Origin of the sequence: Stenotrophomonas sp. CC22-02, from assembly GCF_004365115.1 — a bacterium.
GTDB lineage: Bacteria > Pseudomonadota > Gammaproteobacteria > Xanthomonadales > Xanthomonadaceae > Stenotrophomonas > Stenotrophomonas forensis.
The window spans coordinates 2,161,775-2,185,027 of sequence record NZ_SOCO01000001.1; the positions used below are offsets into that span (position 1 = coordinate 2,161,775).

Genomic DNA, 23,253 nt, shown 5'->3' on the forward strand with positions numbered 1-23,253 from the left:
CGTTTTTGCCATAAACGACTTAATTCCCTCCGTCCCCTTTTTCAGACACGGCCCGTTGCAGGGCCGTGTCCTCAGGCATCAGCGCAGCACCTGCTCCACCAGCTGCACGTCCACGCTCTGCAACGGCTCGGCGGCGTTGCGCGACAGCTGCACCTGGTAGGTGCCACCAGCGATCTTCCACTGGCGCGCCTGTGCATCGTAATGGGCCAGGGTCTTCGGCTCGGCCTCGATGCGGATGCGGCGCTGTTCGCCCGGCTGCAGGTTCACCTTGTCATAGCCAATCAGGCGGATCGGCGTGGTGCTGCCGGCCGGCAGCTTCAGGTACAGCTGGGCGACGTCGGCACCGGCGCGCTTGCCGGTGTTGCGGATGTCGACGCTGGCGACCAGGCGCGAGCCTTCCACGCTCACCTTCAGGTTTTCATAGGCAAACGTGGTGTAGGACAGGCCGTGGCCGAAGGCGAAGGTCGGGGTCAGGCCCTTGGCCGCCATCCACTTGTAGCCGACGTTGGCGCCTTCGATATCGAAATCGAACACATCACCGAACGGCTTGGCTGGCTTGAAGCCGAGGCCGTCGATATGCGGGCGCGGCAACTGCGATTCGTCCACCACCCAGGTCACCGGCAGGCGGCCGGACGGGTTGATCTGGCCGGTCAGCAGCGCGGCGATGCCTTCGCCACCACGGATGCCCGGATACCACGCCTGCAGCATCGCCGGCACCTGCGCCAGCCACGGCGTGCGCACCGGGCCGTTGGTTTCCAGCACCAGCACGGTCTTCGGGTTGGCCTTGGCCACGGCCGAGATCAGGGCGTCCTGGTTGTCCGGCAGCTGCATGTCCGGCAGGTCCACCGATTCTGCCGCCCACTGGGTGGCGAACACGATGGCGACGTCGGCCTGCGCGGCAGCCTTGGCTGCAGCGGCGGCATTGCTGCCGTCCACATACTCGATGGTCGCGTCCGGGCGTGCAGCGCGCAGCGATTCCAGCGGCGAAGACGGGTGGAAGATCACCGGGCCCGGCCAGGTGGTCGGCATCACGCCCGGCACCGCATTGGTGCCCTTGGCGGTCACGCCCACCATCGACGAACCGCCGCCACCGATCACGCCCTTGTCGGCATGGCCACCGATGATGACGATGCGCTTCACGCTGTCGGCCAGCGGCAGCAGGTTGCCCTCGTTGCGCAGCAGCACGCTGCCTTCTTCCACGGTGCGCTGGGCGACGGCGAAACCGGCCTCGGCGTCGACCTTCTGGTGCTGCGGCGGGTTGTCGAAGTTGCCGTGCAGGAACATCGTGCGCAGGATGCGCGCCACCATGTCGTTCAGGCGCGCCTGCGGCACTACGCCACCGTGCACGGCCAGGCGCAGCGGTTCGTCGAAGAACACCGCCGCATCGAACACTTCACCGGCCGACTGCTGGTCCAGGCCGGCCAGCGCCGCCTTCGAGCCACTGTGCACGCCACCCCAGTCGGACATCACGAAACCGGGGAACTTCCATTCCTGCTTCAGCACCTGGTTCATCAGGTAGCCGTTCTCGCAGCCGTAGGTGCCATTGATCTTGTTGTACGAACACATCGCCACGCCCGGGCGGCCTGCCTCCAGCGCGATCTCGAAGGCCAGCAGGTCCGACTCGTGCATGGCCTGTTCGCCGATGCGCACGTCGTGGAAGTTGCGGCGGGTCTCCATGTCGTTCAGCGCGAAGTGCTTCATCGAGGAGATCACGTGCTGGCTCTGCACGCCCTGGATCAGCGCACCGACCATCGAACCGGCCAGCAGCGGATCTTCACCGGCATACTCGAAATTGCGGCCGTTGCGCGGGTCGCGCTGCAGGTTGACGCTGCCCGACAGCAGGATGTTGAAGCGCTGCTGCCAGGCCTCGCGGCCCATGGTCGCGCCGCCGGCAAAGGCCACTTCGCGGTTCCAGCTGGATGCAGTGGACGGGCCCGACGGCATCGCGGTGGCGAAGTCGCCCGGACGGATGCCACCCGGATTGGTCACGCCCACGCCGGCATCGGCCGACTGCTGCGAGGGAATGCCCAGGCGCGGCACCGCCGGGACGAAGCCGGCCGAACCGACCGCGCCTTCCGGCAGCGGACCACCGTCCTTGCCCAGCCCGAAGTAGCTGTGCAGCATCTGGAACTTCTCATCCTCTGTCATCGCCTTCAGCAGCAGCGCGGCGCGCGCGTCGGCGTTGAGGGTGGTGTCCATCCACGGCTGCTCGCCGCCCTTGTCGGCCACGTAGGCCAGGGTCAGCAGCGTGGCACGCAGGCTGCTGCCTTCCACCTTGAACGGCGCGCTGCTGGCAGCCTGGAAGCCATCGCTGAAGTAGCTGGCGTCCGCTTCCAGTGCGACACGCGCCGGATCGAAGCCAGCCGCCGTGGCCGATTCGCCAGCCACGGCACCGAGCAGCACCGCCGGCGCACCCAGCCGCGAGCGCGTGACCAGCGCCGGCAGCTGTGCCGCGCCTGCACCGGCATCGGTATAGACCGCGACGGTGTGGCGGCCATCGTCCAGGCGCAGGTAGTTCAGGCCCGGCTGGTCGGGGCCGGACTCAGCGGCGATCGGCAGCCGGGTCAGCACAGCCTGGCCACGCTGGGTCTGGCCATCGTCCTTGCCCGCAGCAATGAAGCGGTACTCGTAGCCCAGCCCATCGGCCAGCACCTGCAGCGGATCGACCTGGCCGATGCCGCGCTGCACCTGGCGCACGCTCACCGCGTCCACCTTCAGGCTCTTCAGCTGCGCAGCCAGCGCCGGCATTGCTTCGGCGCCGGGCGCCTGTTCCAGGGTCAACACGGTGAACGCCGCAGGGTCGGCCCAGGCCGGGGCGGCGAGCGCAGCAGACAGGGCGAGGGAGAGGGCAAGCGGCTTTGTAAACGTTTTCATCGGCAGGCGTAATTCCGTTGCCAAGGCAATCGGTCCAGGGAAAGTGCCGCCGAAGGGTGCAGCGTTCATGCCGCGCAGGGGTTGCCAGGCAACGTCCCGCAGGCCGAAGGACGGGCCGGTCTGCGCGCGGGACCCTCCTCCCGGCGTGACAACCTGCCTGTCCGGGCCGCGCAGGGCGGCCCAATCATGTGAAGATTGTGCGAGGGCGTTCACACCTGTCAACAGGACCTAAGTCACAGGGGCAACCTGGCCGCCGGTTATCAGGCCATCACCGGCAGTCATCAGCAGGCCGCACGGGGCTGCCGATAATGGGGCGTCACCGGCCCTGAACCCCGCCCATGAACATACACCGCGACTTCGATCATCTCTGGCGCGACCGCTGTGATACCTCGAGCCAACGCAGCCCACGCGTGTTGATCCGGGTGTTCGTGGCCCCGGGCCAGCTGGAGCAGAGCGTGGCTTTCTATGAGCAGTTGCAGGGCGTCGTGGCCGATGCGGGCTTCCCGTTCCCCGATGCCGGCCTGCGCCTGGCGATGGTCGGAGCCTTCCTGCTGATCGAAGGGTGCGAGGAAGCGCTGGCCCCCTTCACTTCGACCACCGGGACGCTGCTGGTCGATGACGTGCGGCCTTATCACGACCGGCTGGTCGCGGCGGGGGCCGAAATCATCTTCCCGCTGCAGGTGGTGCCGACCGGGGCGGCATTCAACGCAGTGCATCCCGATGGCACGGTGGTCGAGTACGTGCATCACCGACCCGACCCGCACGGACGCTGAGGGCACGCACGGCCGGGCTGCGTCCGGCACCCGCCGAGGCAACGGCCAATGCAACAGCAGAAGCAAAAGCTGGGCTCCTGTGGGGTGGCGGGGTGGGTCCGGTTGCGGGGGACGGCGCAAGTACGTCCATGTAGCCTCGGTCGCGCCATCCATGGCGCTCACGCCCCCGCAACCGGACCCACCCCGCCTTCGACAATTCGCCGCGATCTGCAGTAGATCCACGCCATGCGTGGATGCTCTTCGATCAATTGTCGAAATATTCGATTTCGATGGAGATTCATCCACGCATGGCGTGGACCTACAATTCCTCCATGTCCTCTCCCGCCCTGCCCTGGAATGGCACGCTGCTGCTGGATGCTCACGTGGCCGTGCTGCAGGGCCATGCCGGTGGCAGCGCTGCGCATGCGCACTACGCCCATCAACTGCTGCTGAGCGACGGTGCAGCGTGGCAGGTCGAGGTCGATGGCGTGCGGCAGCAGGGTCAACGCCTGTGGCTGCCTTCCTTCCAGTCGCATGCCATCCTGTCGGCACCACAGGACGGTTGCACGGTATTTCTTGAGCCGGCACATGCCGATCCCACCCAGATCCAGCGGTATCTGCACGCTCTGCCGGGCAACGCGGTGGCACTGCAGGACTGGCTGCCACGACTGAGCCGTCCGCAGCCGCTGGATCGGCGCGTGCAGGCGGCACTGGCCCGTATCACCCACTACCTGCCTGGCCCGGTGCCGGCCACCGATATCGCCGAAGCGGCGCATCTGTCGACCAGCCAGCTGCATCGGCGCTTCCAGTCAGACCTGTCGGTGACCCTGCGCGGCTGGGTACTGTGGCAACGACTGCGCAATGCGCTCGCGCATCATCTGCGTGGACACAGCCTGACCGACAGTGCCCACGCGGCCGGGTTCGCCGACCTGGCCCATCTGTCACGCAACCTGCACCGCATGTTCGGCATCGGTGCCGCGCAGCTGCAGGGCCTGCAGCTGCGCGCGACCTGACATGCGGGATCATCCGCGCCTGCGCAACCCTTCGGGCAGCTCCGGTACCTCGCCATGTGGCAGCTCACGGAACGGTGCCAGCAGCTGCCCGGGATAATCGCGCGGATAATCCGGCTGGCTGCCGATGCCCAGATCGTGTTGCCGCAGCCGATAGCCCGGTGCATCGAAGGCGGTTCCCAGCAGATGATCCCAGACGGTCAGGAACAGGCCGAAGTTGACGTCGCCGGCGGTGCCGTAGCGCATGTGGTGGAAACGGTGCAGCGGCGCCCACGCCATCACCCGGCCCAGCACACCGGGGCGCATGTCCACGTTGGAATGCTGCAGCAGCAGCTGGATGGCAATGGCGAACGCCAGCACCGCCGCCACCGGCATCGGCAGGCCCAGCACCAGCAGCGGCAGCACACCGCCCACTGCTTCGGCCGCCTGGTGCAGTGGGTGTTTCATCAGGCCGTTGAAGCCGTACATGCGGGTGACGCTGTGATGCACCGCATGCAGCCGCCACAGCCAGCCGATGCGGTGGCTGGCGTAGTGCACCAGGGTGATGCCGAGATCGGCGCAGACGATGGCCAGCAGTACCTGCAGCGCGAAGGGCCACTGCACCGGCCAGGCCTGCCATGGAATGATCGCCGCCAACAGCGGCACCGCGGCGATCGACAGCAGGTTCAGGCTTTCGTTGACCAGCGCATGCAGGGTGTCACGCAGGCTGTCGCCCTGGTCGTGGTTGAACGCGGGGTCATACGGCCAGGCACGCTCGGCAGCGAACGAGACCGCGATGGCGACCGCCAGCAAGGCCAGCAGCCATAGCGGATCGCCGTGCAGGCGGCCGACCCAGACGACGGCGGCGGCAACGAAACCGAGCAGGAACAACGGGGCATACAGGCGGAGCATCCAGTGCTTCATGGGCAACCCGAAACGTGAGGGGCCTGCATGCTGGCGCGATGCGACGGTTGCCAGCTTGAACAAACGGCGCAATCCGGCACGCGCCTGCTGGATGCCCATCCTGATCGGCACCGCATTCCCGCATCCACGCCTGACGTGGATCTACAATGGCGCCCTCATCGCGCCCGGGACCGGCATGGACTCCTTCAACCTGATGCGTGCCTTCCGCCGCATCGTCGAACGCGGCGGGCTGGCCCGTGCCGCCGAAGACCTGGGCATGTCGCCAGCCGGGCTGAGCAAGCAGCTGCGCACGCTGGAGACCCACCTGGGCGTGGTGCTGCTGCAGCGGACCACGCGCCGCATGAGCCTGACCGAAACCGGCCATGCCTATTACCGTGAGTGCTGCCGCCTGCTCGACGAGCTGGACGCGCTGGAACGTGGCATCGCCGAACAGCGTGGCGAAGTGGCCGGGCGGCTGCGCGTCAATGCGCCACAGTCGTTCGCGCTGAGCACGCTGTCGCCGCTGCTGCCGCGCTTCCTGCAGCAGCATCCGCAGCTGTCGCTGGACCTGGTGATGGAAGACCGCCTGCTCGATGCGGTCGGCGAAGGCTTCGATGTGTCGCTGCGGCTGCGCGCCGAGCTGGACGACTCGCGATTGGTGGCGCGCCGGCTGGCTTCGCTGCAGCAGGTGCTGTGCGCGGCCCCGTCCTACCTGCAGCAGCATCCGGTACCGCAGGCGGTGGATGATCTGCAGGCGCACAGCGTGCTGGCCTACAGCCTGTCCGACTCACCCGGCAGCTGGCCGCTGCTCGGCCCCGATGGCCAGGTGACGATCACCCTGCCGGCACGCGTCACCGTCAACAACAGCCTGATGCTGCGCGATCTGCTGGTGGCCGGGATGGGCATCGGCGCCCTGCCCTCGTTCCTGGCGGCGCCGTCACTGGCCCGCGGCGAACTGCAGCAGGTGCTGCCCGACCACCGCTATCCGCCGCGCTTCGTGCATGCGGTCTACCCCACCTCGCGGCACCTGCAGCCCAAGGTGCGCGCCTTCATCGATTTCCTGCACGCCGAGCTGCCCGCCTGCGCCGGCCTGGATTCGTAACCGCCAGCGAAAACTGAGCTGCCCGCGGCGTGCTGTTTCAGCCACGCCGCGCTGCCTACTCTGCCGCCTCCCCTCTCACCGATGGCAGGCCGATGTCTTCCGTTTCTTCTCCCACCGCTGCTGCGCCGGTGGTCGATTTCTTCCACGACGTGGTCTGTGGCTGGTGCTTCGTGCTGGCCCCGCGCCTGCAGCAGGTCTCGGCCGAACTCGGCATCCAGGTCCGCCATCGCAGCTTCGTGCTGCAGGACTCACGCGCGCAGATGGTCGAGGTATTCGGCTCGATGGAGCGCGCCAAGGCGATCATCCTGCGCCACTGGACCGACTGCGCCGCGCATGAAGACAGCGCGCGCATCGATATCGAAGGCATGCGTGCACAGGACTTCGAATATCCCTCCGGCTGGCTGGGCGCATTGGCCTGCCAGGCCGCCGGCATGCTTGGCGGCAATGAGGCCCACGGCGTGATGTTCGATGCCGTGCAGTGGGCGCACCTGCACCAGCACCGCAACATCGGCGATGCCGAAGTGCTGCTGGACATCGCCGAAGCGCTCGGCCACCCGCGTGGTGCCTTCGCTGACCACATGCGCAGCGACGCAGTACGCCAACGCGTGCAGGCCGACCGCGCCGAAGCTGCTGCACTCGGCATCCGTTCCATTCCCACCGTGATCGGCGGCAACGGCCTGCGCCTGCAGACCCTGCCGCTGCCGCACCTGCGCCAGGCCCTGGCGCCGCTGGTCGCGGCCTGAGCCGCACCATTCCCCCCTGCAAGGAGATTCCCCATGACCCCACGTACCCTGGCCACCGCACTGGCCCTGCTGCTGGCCGGCACCGCTGCTTCCACCACGGTGTCCGCACACGAACGCGTTCCTTCCGGCCAGCAGGTCGGCACCAGCCCCTGGGGGCCGAAGGACGAAATCGGCCGCCTCAACCTGATCACCGAGGCGTCGCGCGCAGCGATCCTGTCGCGGGTCAGCGGCGGCAAGGCCTATGACCTGGCCACCGAGTACTACGTCGGCATGCCCAGCTGGCAGGACGCCGGCGACCCGCACTACCAGTTCTGGATGACCCACACCCCGCGCGGCACGGTGATGGACGACCCGATGGGCGTGGGCGAGACCATGAACCTCACCCGCAGCTACACCGGCACCGCGTTCTCGATGTACAGCCACACCGGCACCCACATCGATGCGCTGAACCACTTCGGCATCCACGGAAAGATCTGGAACGGCTTCGAGGCCGACAAGCACCTCGGCGATCGTGGCTGGAAGGTCACCGGCATCGAGAAATTCCCGCCGCTGATCGCGCGTGGCGTACTGATCGACGTGGCCGGTGCCAAGGGCGTGGACATGCTGCCGGACAGCTACCGCGTCACCCGCCAGGACCTGAAGGATGCGCTGGCACGCCAGCAGGTGAAGCTGCAGCAGGGTGACATCGTGCTGATCCGCACCGGCCGCATGCGCCTGTTCGAGCAGCCCAGGGCGTACATGGCCAACCCGCCGGGCATGGGCCTGGACGCCGCGCGCTTCCTGGTCGAAGACAGCGGCGCGATGATCGTCGGCGCCGACAACCTCAGCTTCGAGACCTTCCCTTCGGAAGTGTCCGATGACTACGTGCCGCTGCACACCTACCTGCTGGCCCAGCAGGGCGCGCCGATCATCGAACTGGTGGCGCTGGACGAACTGGCCCGTGACAAGGTCTACGAGTTCGCCTTCATCGGCGGCCCGTTGAAGATCCGCGGTGGCGATGCCGCGCCGCTGCGCCCGGTGGCGTTGCCGGTCCGCCCGTAACCGGGGCCTGTGGGTGCCGCCCCTGGTCGGCACTCCTTTCCCCCTTCAGCAACCTGAAACCCGACCCATCAATTTCATTAGTAATTTTACTCACATGGCGAGTAGCATGTCCGGTCTCAGCCCCTGATACCGGCCTGTCGATACTCGCTCCATGCCCGCCGTTTCCGCCCATTCCTGTCGCCCCCAGCCCGCCCGGCGCCTCCCCTGGAGGACCGGCTGATGGGCGCCGTCGTCGCCCTCGACCGGCTGCTGGATGGCCGCCAGCTGTGGCGCGGCCCAGCCCGCCAAGGGCCGGCCAGCGACCACTTGGCCAGCGGCCACCCGGCACTGGATGCACGCCTGCCCGGCGGTGGCTGGCCGGCCAGCGGGCTGTGCGAGGTGCTGCAGGCAGCACCCGGCGTGGGCGAGCTGGCGCTGGTCTGGCCGGCGCTGGCGAAGCTGAGCCAGCGCGGACGCCCGATCGTGCTGGTCGCGCCCCCGTACCGCCCGCATGCGCCGGCCTGGGCGGCGGCCGGGCTGGACCTGGCCCAGCTGCAGATCATCCACGCCGTGCCGAAGCAAGCGCTGTGGGCCACCGAACAGTGCCTGCGCTCGGCCGCCTGCGCCGCGGTGCTGTGCTGGCCACAGCAGGCCGACGACCGTGCCCTGCGCCGGCTGCAGGTTGCCGCCGACAGCGGCCAATGCCTGGGCTTCGTGTTCCGCGAGGCGCAGGCAGCGCGCAACCCCTCCCCGGCCAGCCTGCGCCTGCAGCTCGACCACGGCCAGGTGCGGGTACTGAAATGCCGTGGCGGCCTGCCGCCGGCGCAGCCGTTGCCCCTGGCCATCAGCCACTGAGGCCGCGCCGTGAACTGGGCCTGCCTGTTGTTGCCGCAGTTGGCGCTGGACAGCGTGCTGCGCCAGCAGCCGGACCCGCAGCGGCCGCTGGTGCTGCTGCAGGGTCCGGCACAACGCCGCGTGCTGCGTGCGGTCAGCCCGTCCGCACGCGCGGCGGGGCTGCGCCCGGGCATGCTGCTGTCGGCAGCGCAGGTGCTGGTGCAGGACATGCACCTGCACGACTACGACCCGAACGCCGAACAGCACACCCGGCAGCTGCTGGCCAGCTGGGCCTATGCCTACAGTTCGCAGGTCAGCCTCGATTTCCCGCATGCGCTGGTGCTGGAGATCGGTGCCAGCCGTGCCCTGTTCGGTGACTGGCTGACCATCGAGAAACGCCTGCGCGGTGAACTGCACGAACTGGGTTTCCGCCATCGCCTGGTGGCCGCGCCCACGCCGCATGCCGCGCGCGTGCTGGCCAACGTGCACGATGGCCTCGGCCTCGATGCGCAGCAGCTGCCGGCGGTACTCGCACAGCTGCCGTTGCCGCGCTGCGGGCTGGCCAGCGAAGCAGTGACCGTGCTGGGACGCTCCGGCCTGCGCACGCTGGGTGCGGTGCTCGCACTGCCGCGCGACAGCCTGGCCCGGCGCTTCGCCCCCGACGTGCTGCAGCAGCTGGACGCGTTGCGCGGCCTGCCCACCGCTCCACTGCGCTACTACCAGCCTCCCGACCGTTTCGATGCGCGCATCGAGTTCGAGTACGAGATCGAATCCAGCCAGGCTCTGCTGTTCCCGCTGCGTCGCCTGCTGCTGGATCTGGCCGCCTTCCTGTGCTCGCGCGATGGTGGCGTGCAGCGCTTCGACCTGCATTTCGAACACGACCTGCTGCCACCCAGCGTGCTGACCATCGGCCTGCTGGCGCCGGAGCGTGATCCTGCGCTGCTGTTCGAAATCGCGCGCAACCGCATGGAAGCCTTCGCCCTGCCCGCCGGCAGCCGCGCACTGCGCCTGCGGGCCGAGCAGCTGCCGCCCTTCGTGCCCGCCGCGCGCGACCTGTTCGATACCCGGCCGGCGCAGGCGATGCCCTGGACCCAGCTGCGCGAGCGCCTGCGTGCGCGCTTGGGCGATGACGCCGTGCAGCCGCTGGCGGTGCAGGCCGACCATCGCCCCGAACGCGCCAGTGGTACCCAGCCGGCGGTCAAGCCGCCATCGTACTGGCCGCTACGTCCGGGCTGGCTGCTGGATACGCCGCAACCACTGCGCGATCCACGCCTGCGCATCATCGCCGGGCCGGAGCGGATCGAATCGGGCTGGTGGGACCAGGCCGACGCACGGCGCGACTACTACGTGGTGGAAACCGCGCATGGCCAGCGCGGCTGGGCCTTCCGCACACGCAACGATCCGCATGCACCGTGGATGCTGCACGGCTGGTTCGGCTGAGCCCTCATGCACAGTGAACTGCCCGACTACGCCGAACTGCACTGCCTGTCGGCGTTCAGTTTCCAGCGCGGCGCCTCGATTGCCGAAGAGCTGTTCGCGCGCGCCGCCGGCCAGGGCTATCGGGCGCTGGCGATCACCGACGAGTGCTCGCTGGCCGGCATCGTGCGCGCCTGGCAGGCGGCGAAGACGCATGGCGTGGCGCTGATCGTCGGCGCCGAATTCCAGGTCGAGGACGGGCCGAAGCTGGCCCTGCTGTGCACCGACCAGGCCGCCTATGCCGGGCTGTGCCAGTTGATCACCACCTGCCGGCGGCGCGCGGCCAAGGGCGAATACCGCTGCCTGCGCGAGGACCTGCTCGGCCTGCCCGACGGGCTGCTCTGCCTGTGGCTGGACCGGCAACCGGCCGCCACCGATCTGGAACTGCTGCGCACCGGCTTCAATGATCGCCTGTGGCTGGCGGTGGAGCTGCATCACGAGCATGACGACGCGCATCGCCTGCAGCAGCTGCAGGCCTTCGGCGAACGCCATCGGCTACCCTTGGTGGCCAGTGGTGATGTGCACATGCACGTGCGCCGCCGGCGTGCGCTGCAGGACACGCTGACCGCGATCCGCCACCGCTGCAGCGTAGCCGAGGCTGGCTGGCGCCTGTTTCCCAATGGCGAGCGCCATCTGCGTCCGCGCACCGCACTGGCCCAGCTGTATCCGCCCGAACTGCTGACCGAGACCCTGCGCATCGCCGAACGCTGCCACTTCACCCTGGAGCAGCTGCAGTACACCTACCCGCGCGAACTGGTGCCGGAAGGGCACGACCCGGACAGCTGGCTGCGCGTGCTGGTCGAGCGCGGCATTCCCTGGCGTTGGAAGAACGGCATCGAACCGGCGCAGCGCAAGCAGATCGAACACGAACTGGCGCTGATCCGGCAGAAGAACTACGCCTCCTACTTCCTCACCGTGCAGGATATCGTGCGCTTCGCGCGCAGCCAGGACATCCTCTGCCAGGGCCGTGGCTCGGCGGCCAACTCGGCGGTGTGCTTCGTGCTGGGCGTGACCGAGATCGACCCGGCACGCAGCAATCTGTTGTTCGAGCGTTTCATCTCCGCCGAACGCGACGAACCACCGGATATCGACATCGACTTCGAGCACGAGCGCCGCGAAGAAGTGCTGCAGTACGTGTTCAAGCGCTATGGGCGTGAACGTGCTGCCTTGACCGCGGTGGCGATCAGTTACCGCGGCCGCAGCGCGATCCGCGATGTGGCCCGTGCGCTCGGCCTGCCGATGGACCAGGTCAACGAACTGGGGGCGGCGATGGATCACTGGGGCGGCCACGTGCCGTTGCCGGAGACCCTGCGCGAACGCGGCTTCGATCCGGAGACCGCGCTGATGCGCCGGCTGCTGTCACTGACCGCCGAGCTGATCGATTTCCCACGCCACCTGTCGCAGCACCCGGGCGGTTTCGTGATTTCCGAGCATCCGCTGTCGACGCTGGTGCCGGTGGAGAACGCGGCGATGGCCGACCGCACCGTCATCCAGTGGGACAAGGATGACCTGGATGCCACCGGCCTGATGAAGGTCGACTGCCTGGCACTGGGCATGCTCACCGCCATCCGAAAGTGCCTGGCGATGCTGCAGCAACATGGGCTGCACAGTGGGCGCATGGATGCGATTCCCGATGAGGACACACCCACCTACGACATGATCAGCGCCGCCGACACCATCGGCGTGTTCCAGATCGAGTCGCGCGCGCAGATGGCGATGCTGCCACGCATGCAGCCGCGCAACTTCTACGACCTGGTGATCGAAGTGGCGATCGTGCGCCCCGGCCCGATCCAGGGTGACATGGTGCACCCCTACCTGGAGCGGCGCCGCCTGCTGCGCGAACAGGGTCCAGAGGCGTTGGACAACCTGGAGGAGCCGCTGTACCCGCCGCAGCTGGAGCGCGTGTTCGCGCGCACCCTGGGCGTGCCGCTGTTCCAGGAACAGGTGATGCAGCTGGCGGTGGATGCAGCTGGCTACACCCCGGGCGAGGCCGATGCCCTGCGCCGCTCGATGGCCGCGTGGAAACGCCGTGGTGGCCTGGAACCGCATCGCGAAAAACTGCTGGCCGGCATGTTGAAGAACGGCTTCAGCCGCGAGTACGGCGAGCACCTGTTCGAGCAGATCAAGGGCTTCGGCGATTACGGCTTCCCGGAAAGCCATGCCGCCAGCTTCGCCCTGCTGACCTATGCCAGTTGCTGGTTGAAGTGCCACCACCCCGCTGCGTTCACCGCCAGCCTGATCAACAGTCAGCCACTGGGCTTCTACAGCCCCGACCAGCTGCTGCAGGACGCGCGCCGGCATGGCATCCGCGTGCTGCCGCTGGACGTGCGCCACAGCGACTGGGACTGCACGCTGGATTTCAGCAAGGGGCCGGCCGCGATCCGGCTCGGCCTGCGCCTGATTGATGGCTGCAACGAACCTGCCGTGCAGGCCATCATGCGAGAACGTGCGCGGCGCCCCTTCGACGACGTGGGCGACCTGTGCCAGCGCACCGCGCTGGACCGTCGCCAACAGGGCCTGCTGGCCGATGCTGGCGCGTTGCGTGGGCTCAGCGGCCATCGCCATCGTGCGCGCTGGGATATCTCCGGCGTGGAAAACCGGCTGCCGCTGTTCGACCACGCCCGCGCCACCGCCGAGGCCCGCGTGCCGTTGCCGCTGCCCAGCGCCTGGGAAGACATGCAGGCCGACTACCGCAGTACCGGCACCACGCTTGGCCGCCATCCGATCTCGTTCCTGCGCGCACAGCTGCGCACTCGTGGCTGCCTGGACGCCGCGCAACTGGCGGCTCACGGCCATGGCCGCCGCGTGCGCATTGCCGGTCTGGTACGCATGCGCCAGCGTCCGCAGACCGCCAGTGGCGTGACCTTCCTCACCCTTGAGGACGAAACCGGCATGGTCAACGCGGTGGTCTGGCGGCACCTCGCTGATCGCCAGCACCGGGTGCTGGTTGATACCCAGCTGATGCAGATCGATGGCCGCCTGGAGCGCGTCGATGGCGTGCAGCATGTCATCGTGCAGCGCATGCACTGCCTGGATGAACTACTGCAGGGACTGCGCAGCCACAGCCGCGATTTCCACTGACGATACACAACGTCACACAACGAACTGGCCATTGCCGGTCCGCATCCGCTATCGTCGGCACATCCAAGGAAGGACGACACGATGCCCCGTGCACTGCTGCTGACCACGCTGGTGGTCGCCACCCTCGCCCTGCTGGTGTCCGGCTGGACCGCCTGGAGCCTGCACCGCAGCCAATCGCCACAGCGCATCATCGAAGCACGCGGGCTGGTCATCCACGATGAAAGCGGACAACCCCGGGTGATCCTCGGCGCGCCGGTTCCCGATCCTCTCAGCCAGGGCCGCACCCAGGGGCCGCGTGCGACCGCCCTGTCAGGCCTGATCCTGCTCGGCCCGGACGGCTCCGAACGCGGTGGCTATGGCACCAGCGACCGCGGCGGCGAGGCCCTGCTGACCCTGGACGATGCCACCGGCACCACCGAAGTGTTCAAGGTGGTGGCCAACCCGGACCGCGGTGCAAGCCTGATGGTCAAGCACCAGAACAACACCGGCGCGATGCTCACCTCCTGGCAGGGCAAGCCGGAGCTGATGTTCGTCGATGACAGCGGCCAGTCCTACTACGTGCGCCCGGGCGCCAACGCCGCGCCCTGATCTGCTTTTGTAGCGTCGAGCTTGCTCGACTTTGCTTCACCTTTGTAGAGTCGAGCTTGCTCGACTGTTGTTGGCACGAGCAGTCGAGCAAGCTCGACTCTACAGTCCAAACACCGCCGCCAGATCGTCGGCCAGCTGCCGCTGCTGCACCTGTCCCAGCGCCGCGCAGGTGATGCGCAGGCCATGCCCGGGCGCCGCCACCGCGAACACCTCGCCCGCGCGCACATGCCATCCGCGCGACGCGAGCGCCAGCACCTGCGGATGGCTGTCGGCTGGCAATGGCAGCCACAGATTCAATCCTTCCATCGGCTGCGGCGTCGCCACGCCACGTGCACGCAGCAGTTCCTGCAGCGACTGCAGGCGCTGCTGGTAACGCTCGCCTGCCGACGCGATCTTCGCCCGCTGCGACGCCGAGCCCAGCACCGAGGTGGCCGCGTCCTGCAGAAGATGACTGACCCAGCCCGTGCCCGATGCCAACCGCAACCGCAACCGCGCCGCGGTTTCCTCATCACAGGCCAGCCAGGCCAGCCGCAGGTCGGGGCCGAGCGGCTTGGACAGCGAGCGCAACAGCCCCCAGCGCCGGCCATCGAGCGGCAACACCGAATGGTAGGCCTGCTGCGAGAGCAGCGCGTAGTGATCGTCGATCAGCACTGCCACCTGCGGATAGTGGGTAAGCAGCTGCCGCAGTGCCCGTGCGCGCTTCGCATCCAGGCTGGCCCCGGTCGGATTGTGCGCACGCGGGGTCAGCAGCACCGCGCGTGCGCCGGCCTCCAGCGCGGCACGCAGCGATTCGACCTGCATGCCATGCGCATCCACCGCCACCGGCAAGGGCGCATGGCCTACCGCGTTGAGTACATTGAGGCTGCCGAGGAAACATGGATCTTCCACCGCGATGCGATCACCCGGCAGCAGCCAGGCCGCCAGCAGGCGCTCGATGCCATCGACCGCGCCATGGGTCAGCTCCAGCGCATACCCCTCGGGGCAATCCGCATCCAGCGAGGCCCGTGCCAGCGCCTGCAACCGCGGGTCGACCGTGCCCACCCCATATAACCGTGGCGCCGCCGGAGCCAGTCGCAGGTTCGGCAGCAGGCGCGGATCCGGATTGCCACCGGCCAGGTCATGCAGGGCCACTCCCGGCGTGCTGCCTTCGCGTGCCATTGCCGGTGGCAAACCACGCACCACCGTACCGCGCCGACCCGCGGTACTGGCCAGTCCTGCCGCGTCCAGCCGTTTGTAGGCGGCGGCCACGGTATTACGGTTCACCCCCAGCTGCTCGGCCAGCTCACGCACCGGCGGCAGCACGCTGCCGGCCGGCAGGCGGCCCTTGCCGATACCGTCGCGGATGCTGTCGAAGATCGACTCGGCGCTATGCCCGGTGATTTTCATTTTGTCCTATGCCAAAATAGCTCTTGTCCTGTGCCAGTGTATCCCACCCTGGCCACCCCGCATTGGAGGTGCCTGCATGCCCCTTGCCGCCGCCGACTGGCCCATGGCCCAGTCTGTTGAACAGATCGCCGCCAACCTGGCCACGGTGCGCCAACGCATCGCCGACGCCTGCGCCCGCGCTGGCCGTGATCCGGCAAGCGTGCGCCTGCTGCCGGTCAGCAAGACCGTCGATGACGCCCGCATCCGCATGGCCGTGGCCGCTGGCTGCCACGAACTGGGCGAGAACAAGGTCCAGGAGGCACAACGCAAGGCCGAGGCCATGGCCGACCTGGGCGTGCACTGGTCGGTGATCGGCCACCTGCAGACCAACAAGGCGCGCTACGTGGCGCGCTTCGCCAGCGAGTTCCAGGCGCTGGACAGCCTGCGCGTGGCCGAGGCCCTGCAGCAGCGCCTGCAGCTGGAAGACCGCATGCTGGATGTATTCGTACAGGTCAACACCTCGGCCGAACCCAGCAAGTACGGACTCGAACCCGACGCGGTCGGGGACTTCGTGCAGCAGCTGCCGGCCTTCGATCGCCTGCGCGTGCGCGGCCTGATGACCCTGGCCGTGTTCACCCCGGAGGTCGAGCGCGTGCGCGCCTGCTTCGTGCGCCTGCGCGAACTGCGCGACCAGCTGCAGTGCTCTGCGCCCGCCGGCCTCGACCTCTCGCAGCTGTCGATGGGCATGTCCGGTGACTTCGAAGTGGCGATCGAGGAAGGCGCCACCGTGGTCCGCGTCGGCCAGGCCATTTTCGGCGCCCGCGCCACCCCGGACAGTTTCTACTGGCCCACCAGCGGAGCACCGGCATGAAGCACGCGGTGGTCCTGCAGCACGTTGCCTTCGAGGATCTCGGCACCCTGAAGCCGCTGCTGCTGGCACAGGGCTGGCAGCTGAAGGTGCTGCAGGCCGGTGTCGACCCGCTCGACGATGCCGAAGCGGCCGACCTGCTGGTCGTGCTGGGTGGCCCGATCAGTGCCAATGACACAGAAACCTATCCCTTCGTCACCGACAGCATCGCCCTGCTGCAGCGTCGCCTGCAGCAGCAGCGGCCAACCCTGGGCATCTGCCTCGGCGCGCAGCTGATGGCGCGCGCGCTCGGCGCCAGCGTCGTTGCCAGTGGCGGCAAGGAGATCGGTTTCGCGCCACTGCTGCTCACCGATGACGGCCAGCGCTCGCCCCTGCAGGCCCTGCAGGGCATTCCGGTACTGCATTGGCACGGTGAAAGCTTCGAACTCCCGCCGGGCGCACGCCGCCTGGCCAGCACGCCCGCCTGCCGCCACCAGGCATTTGCCATCGGTCAGCACGCGCTGGCCCTACAGTGCCATCCGGAGCTGGACGCGCGCCAGTTCGAACGCTGGCTGATCGGCCACACCCTGGAACTGGCCCTGGCCGGCATCGACCCGAACGACCTGCGTGCGCAGGCGCGCCGCTACGGTGCACCACTGGCAGCCGCCGCCACCGCAATGTTCGACCACTGGCTGCAGGATCTGCCGGAGATGCCACGATGAATTACCGGTTGCAGGTCTACCGCCACGGCGCCTACTGGGGCCACTTCGACTGCAGCGGGCCCGATGCCCTGCAGCGCCTGGACGCCATCGCGGCGCAGCTGCCTGCCGAGCAGGGCTTCCTGCTGAAGCGGCAGAAAGGTATCGGCGAGGAGCGCATCCTGTCCAGCAACGCTGACGGCCTGCGCGTGCTCGCCGCGCAGATCCAGTACCGCGACCTCTGACCCGTTTGGGGGCATGCCGGCCAACGGCTGGCGGGTCCATCACTGGCTGATGGCCACCCATGGATGCAAATGATTCTCTTTTGCTGTAAGGTGCTGCCGCTGCCCTTGCCGCCGCGGGCTGTTCCCTTTCCCAGTTGTCGCCCGCCCCGTGTCCACGCCTGTCGAACCGACGGATGTCGCGCAGCTGTGCGCGGCCCATTACCGGCCGCTGCACGCCCATGTCCGTCGCAAACTCCCGCAACGCTGCGACGCCGATGACGTCGTCCAGGAAACCTGGCTGCGTATCGTCAAAGTCGCCGCCAGCGGCCTGCTGAGCAATGGCCGCGCCTATCTGTATCGCGTTGCCCACAATCTGATCGCCGACCACTACCGGCAGCGTCAGCGCCGGCGCGAAGAGGCGCTGGACGACACCCAGCTGCATGCCCTCGTCGATCCTGCGCCGCTGCCGGACCAGCGCCTGCTCGACGCCGAACAGCTGCGTCATCTCGATGCGATCATCGCCGCGCTGCCACCGCGCTCGCGCCAGGTGTTCCTGCTCGCCCGTGTCGAGCAGATGGCCCTGGCCGAGATCGGGCGCCAGCTCGGCATCAGCCGGCAGACCGCGCACGGCCATCTGCTGCGCGCCCTGGTCGCCCTGCAGCAGGTGCCGGGCGCATGAGCCAGGACACCATCGCACGCGAAGCCGCCCGCTGGTGGCTGGACGGGCACGACGGCGACCGCGATGAGAACGCGTTCAATCAGTGGTGCCAGGCCGATCCACGCCATGCCCTGCAGTACCAGCATCTGCAGCAGCTGTGGCAGGCCGGGGCGAACACCCCCAGCCTGCAACGCCAGCAGCAACGCAGACGGCGCCGCCACCTGGGTGAAGCCGGTATTGCGGTGCTGCTGCTGTGCGCGCTTGGTCTTTACAGCCGCCCTGCCGCGACGCCGGCCGCGCAGGTGCTGCGCACCGCCGCTGGCGAAATCCGCGACGAAGCGCTGCCGGACGGTTCGCATGTCCTGCTGTCGCCGGGCAGCGAAGTGCATGTGCGCGTCGATGGGCAACATCGCCAGCTGCAGCTGCAACGCGGCCAGGCCTGGTTCAAGGTCGCCGCCGACGCCCGCCGGCCCTTCCAGGTGCATACGCCGCATGGCACCGTCACCGCGCTGGGTACCGCCTTCGACCTTGCCGTGCAGGACACCAGCAGCGTGGTCACGGTCACCGAGCATCGCGTCCGCGTGGAAGGCGGCAGCGGCAACCTGCAGGCCGTCGAAGGGCAGCAGCTGCGCTTCGATGGCCAGACCTTGGCCCTCCCCCACGCCACCGATGCAGGTGCATTGGCCTGGCGCGAGCGTCGTCTGCACTGGGTGTCCGCTCCGCTCGCCGAAGTGACCCAGGGCCTGGATCGCTGGCATGGCGGGCACACCTGGATTGTCGGCGCGCGCCTGCGCCAGCAGCCGGTCACCCTGCTCGGCAACGCCGACGGCGCGGCCGGCAATCGCGACCAACTGGCTTCACAGCTGCACGTACGCGTGCTGCGCCTTGGCGCGGGCGTGCAGGTCTGGCTGCCGCCGCGCAGGGAGCATCGCGATGCACCCTGACATCAGGCCCACCCTCGCGTCTTCCCAGGATAACGACGCTCTGCGTCAGCCCCTGGAGCCCCCGATGCTGTGCCCCCGCCCCCTTGTCCTTGCCCTGTCGCTGGCCTGCGCCAGCACCGCTCCGCTGCTGCCCACCAGCGCCCTCGCGCAGGCCGCCACCCGCACCTATGACCTGCCCGCCCAACCGCTGCCTGCCGCGCTGGATGCGTACAGCCGCCTGACCGGCATCGATCTGGTCGTTGCCGCGGCGCTTCCCGCCGGCCACGCCGCGCCGGCGCTGCGCGGCGATTTCGACGATGCGCAGGCCCTGTCGCGCCTGCTGGCCGGCAGTGGCCTGCGCCCACGTTTCATCGATGCACGTCGTGCCACCCTGGAACCGGCGCCCGCTGATCGCAGCGATGGCAGCCGCCGTACCGGGCCACTGCGCGTGCAGGGTGACACCGCGCATGGCCAAGCACCAGGCAACGGTGCCAGCCAGTACGTGCCCGCCACCCGCGATGGCTTCGCTCCCGCTGTAGGCAGTGAGCGGGTGGCGATGGCCGAGCGCCAGGATGGCAACAGCCTGCTGCGCTCGATGCCCGGAACCCACAGCTTCCATTCGCGCAGCCAGCCCGGCCTGCAGGTCAACATCCGCGGCATGACCGGCGCCGGCCGGGTCAACACCATGATCGACGGTGTCACCCAGACCTTCCGCAACAACGCCGGCCATGGATCGGGTGGCCCGTTCGCCTACGTCGATCCGTTCCTGCTGGCCGGCGTGGACGTGCAGCGCGGCGCGGTCGCCGGTGGCGATGGCGCCGGTACGCTGGCCGGCAGCGCCAACTTCCGCACCCTGGACATCGACGATCTGCTCGGCGAAGGCCGAGACTGGGGCCTGCGGGCAGGCTACCGGCATGGCAACAACGGCTATGGCAACGGCCGCACCTTTGCCGGCGCCTGGCGCCACAGCGAGGACGGCGGTGACCGCCAGTTCGGCCTGTTGGCCGCTGCCAGCAGCAGCCGCAGCGGCGACTACGCGACGTCGCGCGGGCAGACCAACAAGGCCGACCCCGGCAGCCAGCAGCCCAGCAGCTGGCTGCTGAAAGCGCGCCTGCAGCCCAGCGACCAGCATCGGCTCGACCTGAGCCACATGCGTTACGAAAACGACTTCTACCACAACTACCCGTGGCAGATTTCCGCACGCAACCAGCGCGCCAGCTACCACTACACGCCGTACTCCCCGTGGATCGACCTGCGTGCGACCTTTGCCAGCAACAAGACCCGGCTGTTCTACCCGCCGGTGGAGGACTCCAGCTACATCGGCCGCCGTACCCACAGCAGCCTGAGCAGCTGGACCCTCGACAACACCAGCCGCTTCGACATCGGCGCGCTGCAGGCGCGCTGGAACACCGGCATCAAGCACCAGTCGGACATCTTCGTGGCCGACACGCCGACCCTGCGCGGCGCCAACCCGCAGGGGCGCAGCCAGCTCGACAGCGTGTTCAGCACGCTGGAACTGCAGTACGACATCTATGCACTGACCGCGGGCCTGCGCCAGGACCGCTATGGCATCCGTGGCCATATCCCCGCCTGTTCCGATGTGCCGGGCCAGTGCGCGGAGATCAACGGCGGTGACATCGATGTGCGCCGCACCGAGCGTGCACTCAGCCCCAGCCTGGCGGTCTCTCTGCAGGCCACCGACTGGCTGCAGCTGTTCGCCGAAGTCTCGCGCACCTCGCGGCCGCCGAGGGTGCAGGAAATGTTCTTCGAGAAGATTCCGCTGGAGGGCATGAGCGATGCCGATGGCGTAGGTGCCAATCCGTTCCTGCGCCGCGAGCGCTCGCGCAACCTGCAGTTCGGCGCCAACCTCAGCACCGACTCGCTGCTGGTTGACGGCGACCTGGCCCAGCTGCGCATCACCCGCTTCGACAACCGCATCCGCGACTACATCAAGCCGCAGTACCTGCTGATCGTGCATCCGCCGGAAGTGGCGCCGTTCGTGGTGCCGATCGACAACGATCCGCAGCTCAATGCCTGGACCGATACGCTGGATGCCGACGATTTCAGTACCACCACGCGCTGGATGAACCACCAGGGCATCGTGCGCATGCGCGGCATCGAGCTGGAGGCGCACTACGCCAGCGAGCACTACCACGCCACCCTCAGCTGGACCCGCTCGCAGACCAGCGCGCCGGCCATCGAGTTCGTCAATCTGGAAGACATCACCGCCCTGCCCGACCGCTACTGGACGCTGGATGTGGGCGGCCGCTGGTGGCAGCAGCGCGTGCAGGCCGGCCTGCGCGCCGAGTATTCCGGTCCCACCGAGGAAGGCTACGACTTCTTCCAGACCCGCAAGACCGGCGGCACCGGCGTGCTGCTGGACTTCTACGCCAGCTTCAAGCCCCAGCCCAACACCACGCTGTGGCTGAACATCGAAAACCTGCAGAACAAAGCCTATGACAACAATGCCTCGATCGACAGCATCTTCAGCCCGATCCTGGACCGCGGCAACGGCCGTGGCCGCACCGTCTCGATGGGCGTCACTGTGGCGTTCTAGCCGCCGTTGGCTGCTGCTGTGCCTGCTTGCGCTGACCTCCCTGGCCAGCGCACGGCCGATGCCCGGCACGGTGATCGACCTCGCCAGCGGCCAGCCGCTGGACGAGTCCATGTTCATCCAGCGTGCGGCCGGCGCCCCGCGACTGCTGCTGGGCGAGCGTCATGACCTTGCAGGCGACCATGCCGCCCAGCGCTGGTTGCTGCAGGCACTGCACCAGCAGCGCCCGCAGGGGGCGCTGGTGATGGAGATGATCGCCAGCGAACGCCAGCCGCGGTTGCAGCGAGTACAGCGTTGGCTGGCCAAGGGCAATCACGCCGACGGCTCACGCCTGCAGGAACTGCTGGACTGGGATGCGCGCTGGCCGTGGGCCGCCTACGGCGGGCTGGTGCAGGACGCCGCAGCTGCGGGCATTGCGCTGGTCGGCGGCAACCTGTCGCGCGCCGAGGTCAACCGCCTGCTGGCCTCTACAGAACCGGTAGCATTTCCGGTTGCTGCGGCTCGGCAACGGTTGTCGGCGGTGGTGCTGGCGCAGCATGCGGACGCAGCACCGATGCTGGACGGGATGCTGGCCGTACAGTACGCCCGCGATCGCCGCATGGCACAGGTACTGACCGATGCGCCGGCCCCGGCGCTGCTGGTCGCCGGGCGCTGGCATGTGCTGCGCGGCACCGGCGTGCCGGGCCATCTGCCACCGGGTACCCCGGCGCTGGTGATCGTGCTGGCGTCTCCAGGCGAACAGGTCGATGCCACCGATGCCGACCTGCTGTGGGTGCTGGGCGATGACTGAGCGTGGCCACCACTGGCAGGCCGTTGTTATCAGCATCGGCCTGCACCTGCTGCCCTTGCTGCTGCTGGTGCACTGGGTGGCGACGCCGCCTGCGCTGCCACCACCGGAACAGGACGTGCGCATCAGCCTGCGCCTGCTGGCACCGGCCACGCCGCCGCAACCGGTGGAGGAACGCCAGGCCGACACGCCCAGCCAGGCTCAGCAGGCACGTGCATCGCAGCCGACGAAATCGCCCCCACCGCCCACCCCCACCGCAGCACGCGAGGGTGAGCTGGCGGCCAGCGAGGCCGGTGGCCGTGGCCGGCAGCCGCTGCCGATCGCCCCGCCTGCGGCCGCGACCGATGCAAGTCCCGCACCGGCATCGATCACGGCCGCTCCGCCCGCTCCAGACGCGCCCCCTGCGGACTTCCAGGCCGGCGCCGCCAGCGACCAGTGGGAAGCCCGCCTGATGGCGCGGCTGGAGCGTTACCGCTACTACCCTGCCGCCGCGCGCTCACGACGCCAGCAGGGCACGGCCTGGGTCAGGGCCAGCATCGACCGTGAGGGGCGGCTGCTGGCGCTGCGGCTGGAGCAGTCCAGTGGCCAGCCGATGCTGGATGACGCCGCGCTGCAGACCTTCCGCCGCGCGCAGCCACTGCCGCCCATTCCTGCTGAACTGAAGGCGCCGCAGGAACTGGTGGTACCGGTGGAGTACTACCTGCGCTAGACGCCCCAGGCCTCGTATGGATGACCGGGATTGCGCAGCAGTCTGCGACCTCAACTCCGGTTGAGGTCAAACACATCCGACGCAACAGAGTAGACCGGCACGCGCAACGATCGCGGTCCCTCGTCG

20 protein-coding genes are annotated in these 23,253 nt (G+C 68.5%); 17 read left to right on the forward strand and 3 right to left on the reverse strand.

Features of this window, described 5'->3' with window-relative positions:
* Positions 1-78: 78 nt before the first annotated feature.
* The gene (locus tag N440_RS09935; RefSeq protein ID WP_133934957.1) at positions 79-2,874 is read right to left on the reverse strand and encodes a glycoside hydrolase family 3 C-terminal domain-containing protein; all 2,796 of its coding nucleotides are present in this window, start codon (positions 2,872-2,874) and stop codon (positions 79-81) included.
* 338 nt (positions 2,875-3,212) lie between these two features.
* Between N440_RS09935 and N440_RS09940 the strand changes: the two genes are divergently transcribed.
* Positions 3,213-3,647 carry a glyoxalase/bleomycin resistance/dioxygenase family protein gene (locus N440_RS09940; RefSeq protein ID WP_040007487.1) on the forward strand — a complete coding sequence of 145 codons (435 nt, stop codon included), beginning with the start codon at positions 3,213-3,215 and terminating at the stop codon, positions 3,645-3,647.
* Positions 3,648-3,934: 287 nt separating this feature from the next.
* Positions 3,935-4,639: a helix-turn-helix domain-containing protein gene (locus N440_RS09950; protein ID WP_133934958.1), complete on the forward strand. Its 705-nt coding sequence runs from the start codon at positions 3,935-3,937 to the stop codon at positions 4,637-4,639.
* A 9-nt stretch (positions 4,640-4,648) separates the two neighbouring features.
* Here N440_RS09950 and N440_RS09955 read toward each other — a convergent pair whose 3' ends face one another.
* Positions 4,649-5,527 carry a sterol desaturase family protein gene (locus N440_RS09955; RefSeq protein ID WP_243831326.1) on the reverse strand — a complete coding sequence of 293 codons (879 nt, stop codon included), beginning with the start codon at positions 5,525-5,527 and terminating at the stop codon, positions 4,649-4,651.
* A 187-nt stretch (positions 5,528-5,714) separates the two neighbouring features.
* Here N440_RS09955 and N440_RS09960 point away from each other — a divergent pair, with 187 nt between their 5' ends.
* The 7 genes from N440_RS09960 (at position 5,715) to N440_RS09990 (ending at position 14,362) form a co-directional block, all read left to right on the forward strand.
* Positions 5,715-6,620, forward strand: a complete 906-nt coding sequence (locus N440_RS09960; RefSeq protein WP_133934960.1) for a LysR family transcriptional regulator — start codon at positions 5,715-5,717, stop codon at positions 6,618-6,620.
* 92 nt (positions 6,621-6,712) lie between these two features.
* Positions 6,713-7,363: a DsbA family protein gene (locus N440_RS09965; RefSeq protein ID WP_006452002.1), complete on the forward strand. Its 651-nt coding sequence runs from the start codon at positions 6,713-6,715 to the stop codon at positions 7,361-7,363.
* Positions 7,364-7,396: 33 nt separating this feature from the next.
* Positions 7,397-8,404, forward strand: a complete 1,008-nt coding sequence (locus N440_RS09970) for a cyclase family protein (RefSeq protein WP_133934961.1) — start codon at positions 7,397-7,399, stop codon at positions 8,402-8,404.
* A 219-nt stretch (positions 8,405-8,623) separates the two neighbouring features.
* Positions 8,624-9,238 carry a translesion DNA synthesis-associated protein ImuA gene (imuA, locus tag N440_RS09975; protein ID WP_133934962.1) on the forward strand — a complete coding sequence of 205 codons (615 nt, stop codon included), beginning with the start codon at positions 8,624-8,626 and terminating at the stop codon, positions 9,236-9,238.
* A 9-nt stretch (positions 9,239-9,247) separates the two neighbouring features.
* Positions 9,248-10,657 carry a DNA polymerase Y family protein gene (locus tag N440_RS09980; RefSeq protein WP_133934963.1) on the forward strand — a complete coding sequence of 470 codons (1,410 nt, stop codon included), beginning with the start codon at positions 9,248-9,250 and terminating at the stop codon, positions 10,655-10,657.
* A gap of 6 nt (positions 10,658-10,663) precedes the next feature.
* The gene (locus N440_RS09985) at positions 10,664-13,774 is read left to right on the forward strand and encodes an error-prone DNA polymerase (protein ID WP_133934964.1); all 3,111 of its coding nucleotides are present in this window, start codon (positions 10,664-10,666) and stop codon (positions 13,772-13,774) included.
* Between the two features lie 81 nt (positions 13,775-13,855).
* Positions 13,856-14,362 (forward strand): hypothetical protein, encoded by a 507-nt coding sequence (locus N440_RS09990; protein WP_006461333.1) that lies wholly within the window; start codon positions 13,856-13,858, stop codon positions 14,360-14,362.
* A gap of 99 nt (positions 14,363-14,461) precedes the next feature.
* On the opposite strand, the gene ptsJ is transcribed toward N440_RS09990, so the two are convergent.
* Positions 14,462-15,748 carry a transcriptional regulator PtsJ gene (ptsJ, locus tag N440_RS09995; protein ID WP_133934965.1) on the reverse strand — a complete coding sequence of 429 codons (1,287 nt, stop codon included), beginning with the start codon at positions 15,746-15,748 and terminating at the stop codon, positions 14,462-14,464.
* 76 nt (positions 15,749-15,824) lie between these two features.
* Between ptsJ and N440_RS10000 the strand changes: the two genes are divergently transcribed.
* The 8 genes from N440_RS10000 (at position 15,825) to N440_RS10035 (ending at position 23,127) form a co-directional block, all read left to right on the forward strand.
* Positions 15,825-16,598 (forward strand): YggS family pyridoxal phosphate-dependent enzyme, encoded by a 774-nt coding sequence (locus N440_RS10000; protein WP_133934966.1) that lies wholly within the window; start codon positions 15,825-15,827, stop codon positions 16,596-16,598.
* Entirely contained in the window at positions 16,595-17,296 is a 702-nt protein-coding gene (locus tag N440_RS10005) for a glutamine amidotransferase (RefSeq protein WP_133934967.1), read from the forward strand. Before N440_RS10000 ends, N440_RS10005 begins: the two co-directional genes overlap by 4 nt.
* Entirely contained in the window at positions 17,293-17,517 is a 225-nt protein-coding gene (locus N440_RS10010) for a hypothetical protein (RefSeq protein WP_133934968.1), read from the forward strand. The genes N440_RS10005 and N440_RS10010 overlap by 4 nt, the downstream gene beginning before the upstream one ends.
* A 148-nt stretch (positions 17,518-17,665) precedes the next feature.
* The gene (locus N440_RS10015; RefSeq protein ID WP_133934969.1) at positions 17,666-18,175 is read left to right on the forward strand and encodes a sigma-70 family RNA polymerase sigma factor; all 510 of its coding nucleotides are present in this window, start codon (positions 17,666-17,668) and stop codon (positions 18,173-18,175) included.
* Complete coding sequence (locus N440_RS10020) at positions 18,172-19,098, forward strand: FecR domain-containing protein (RefSeq protein ID WP_133934970.1); 927 nt, start codon at positions 18,172-18,174, stop codon at positions 19,096-19,098. The genes N440_RS10015 and N440_RS10020 overlap by 4 nt, the downstream gene beginning before the upstream one ends.
* Positions 19,099-19,162: 64 nt before the next feature.
* Complete coding sequence (locus tag N440_RS10025) at positions 19,163-21,634, forward strand: TonB-dependent receptor (protein ID WP_133934971.1); 2,472 nt, start codon at positions 19,163-19,165, stop codon at positions 21,632-21,634.
* Positions 21,621-22,421, forward strand: a complete 801-nt coding sequence (locus N440_RS10030) for a ChaN family lipoprotein (RefSeq protein ID WP_133936013.1) — start codon at positions 21,621-21,623, stop codon at positions 22,419-22,421. Before N440_RS10025 ends, N440_RS10030 begins: the two co-directional genes overlap by 14 nt.
* The gene (locus tag N440_RS10035) at positions 22,414-23,127 is read left to right on the forward strand and encodes an energy transducer TonB (protein WP_133934972.1); all 714 of its coding nucleotides are present in this window, start codon (positions 22,414-22,416) and stop codon (positions 23,125-23,127) included. The genes N440_RS10030 and N440_RS10035 overlap by 8 nt, the downstream gene beginning before the upstream one ends.
* Positions 23,128-23,253: the final 126 nt, after the last annotated feature.

Excerpts from the sequence above, each read along its gene's own strand:
- N440_RS09935 (WP_133934957.1), bottom strand. The coding sequence starts at position 2,874 with ATGAAAACGTTTACAAAGCCGCTTGCCCTCTCCCTCGCCCTGTCTGCT.
- N440_RS09940 (WP_040007487.1), top strand. The coding sequence starts at position 3,213 with ATGAACATACACCGCGACTTCGATCATCTCTGGCGCGACCGCTGTGAT.
- N440_RS09950 (WP_133934958.1), top strand. The coding sequence starts at position 3,935 with ATGGCGTGGACCTACAATTCCTCCATGTCCTCTCCCGCCCTGCCCTGG.
- N440_RS09955 (WP_243831326.1), bottom strand. The coding sequence starts at position 5,527 with ATGCTCCGCCTGTATGCCCCGTTGTTCCTGCTCGGTTTCGTTGCCGCC.
- N440_RS09960 (WP_133934960.1), top strand. The coding sequence starts at position 5,715 with ATGGACTCCTTCAACCTGATGCGTGCCTTCCGCCGCATCGTCGAACGC.
- N440_RS09965 (WP_006452002.1), top strand. The coding sequence starts at position 6,713 with ATGTCTTCCGTTTCTTCTCCCACCGCTGCTGCGCCGGTGGTCGATTTC.
- N440_RS09970 (WP_133934961.1), top strand. The coding sequence starts at position 7,397 with ATGACCCCACGTACCCTGGCCACCGCACTGGCCCTGCTGCTGGCCGGC.
- imuA (WP_133934962.1), top strand. The coding sequence starts at position 8,624 with ATGGGCGCCGTCGTCGCCCTCGACCGGCTGCTGGATGGCCGCCAGCTG.
- N440_RS09985 (WP_133934964.1), top strand. The coding sequence starts at position 10,664 with ATGCACAGTGAACTGCCCGACTACGCCGAACTGCACTGCCTGTCGGCG.
- N440_RS09990 (WP_006461333.1), top strand. The coding sequence starts at position 13,856 with ATGCCCCGTGCACTGCTGCTGACCACGCTGGTGGTCGCCACCCTCGCC.
- ptsJ (WP_133934965.1), bottom strand. The coding sequence starts at position 15,748 with ATGAAAATCACCGGGCATAGCGCCGAGTCGATCTTCGACAGCATCCGC.
- N440_RS10000 (WP_133934966.1), top strand. The coding sequence starts at position 15,825 with ATGCCCCTTGCCGCCGCCGACTGGCCCATGGCCCAGTCTGTTGAACAG.
- N440_RS10005 (WP_133934967.1), top strand. The coding sequence starts at position 16,595 with ATGAAGCACGCGGTGGTCCTGCAGCACGTTGCCTTCGAGGATCTCGGC.
- N440_RS10010 (WP_133934968.1), top strand. The coding sequence starts at position 17,293 with ATGAATTACCGGTTGCAGGTCTACCGCCACGGCGCCTACTGGGGCCAC.
- N440_RS10020 (WP_133934970.1), top strand. The coding sequence starts at position 18,172 with ATGAGCCAGGACACCATCGCACGCGAAGCCGCCCGCTGGTGGCTGGAC.
- N440_RS10025 (WP_133934971.1), top strand. The coding sequence starts at position 19,163 with ATGCTGTGCCCCCGCCCCCTTGTCCTTGCCCTGTCGCTGGCCTGCGCC.
- N440_RS10035 (WP_133934972.1), top strand. The coding sequence starts at position 22,414 with ATGACTGAGCGTGGCCACCACTGGCAGGCCGTTGTTATCAGCATCGGC.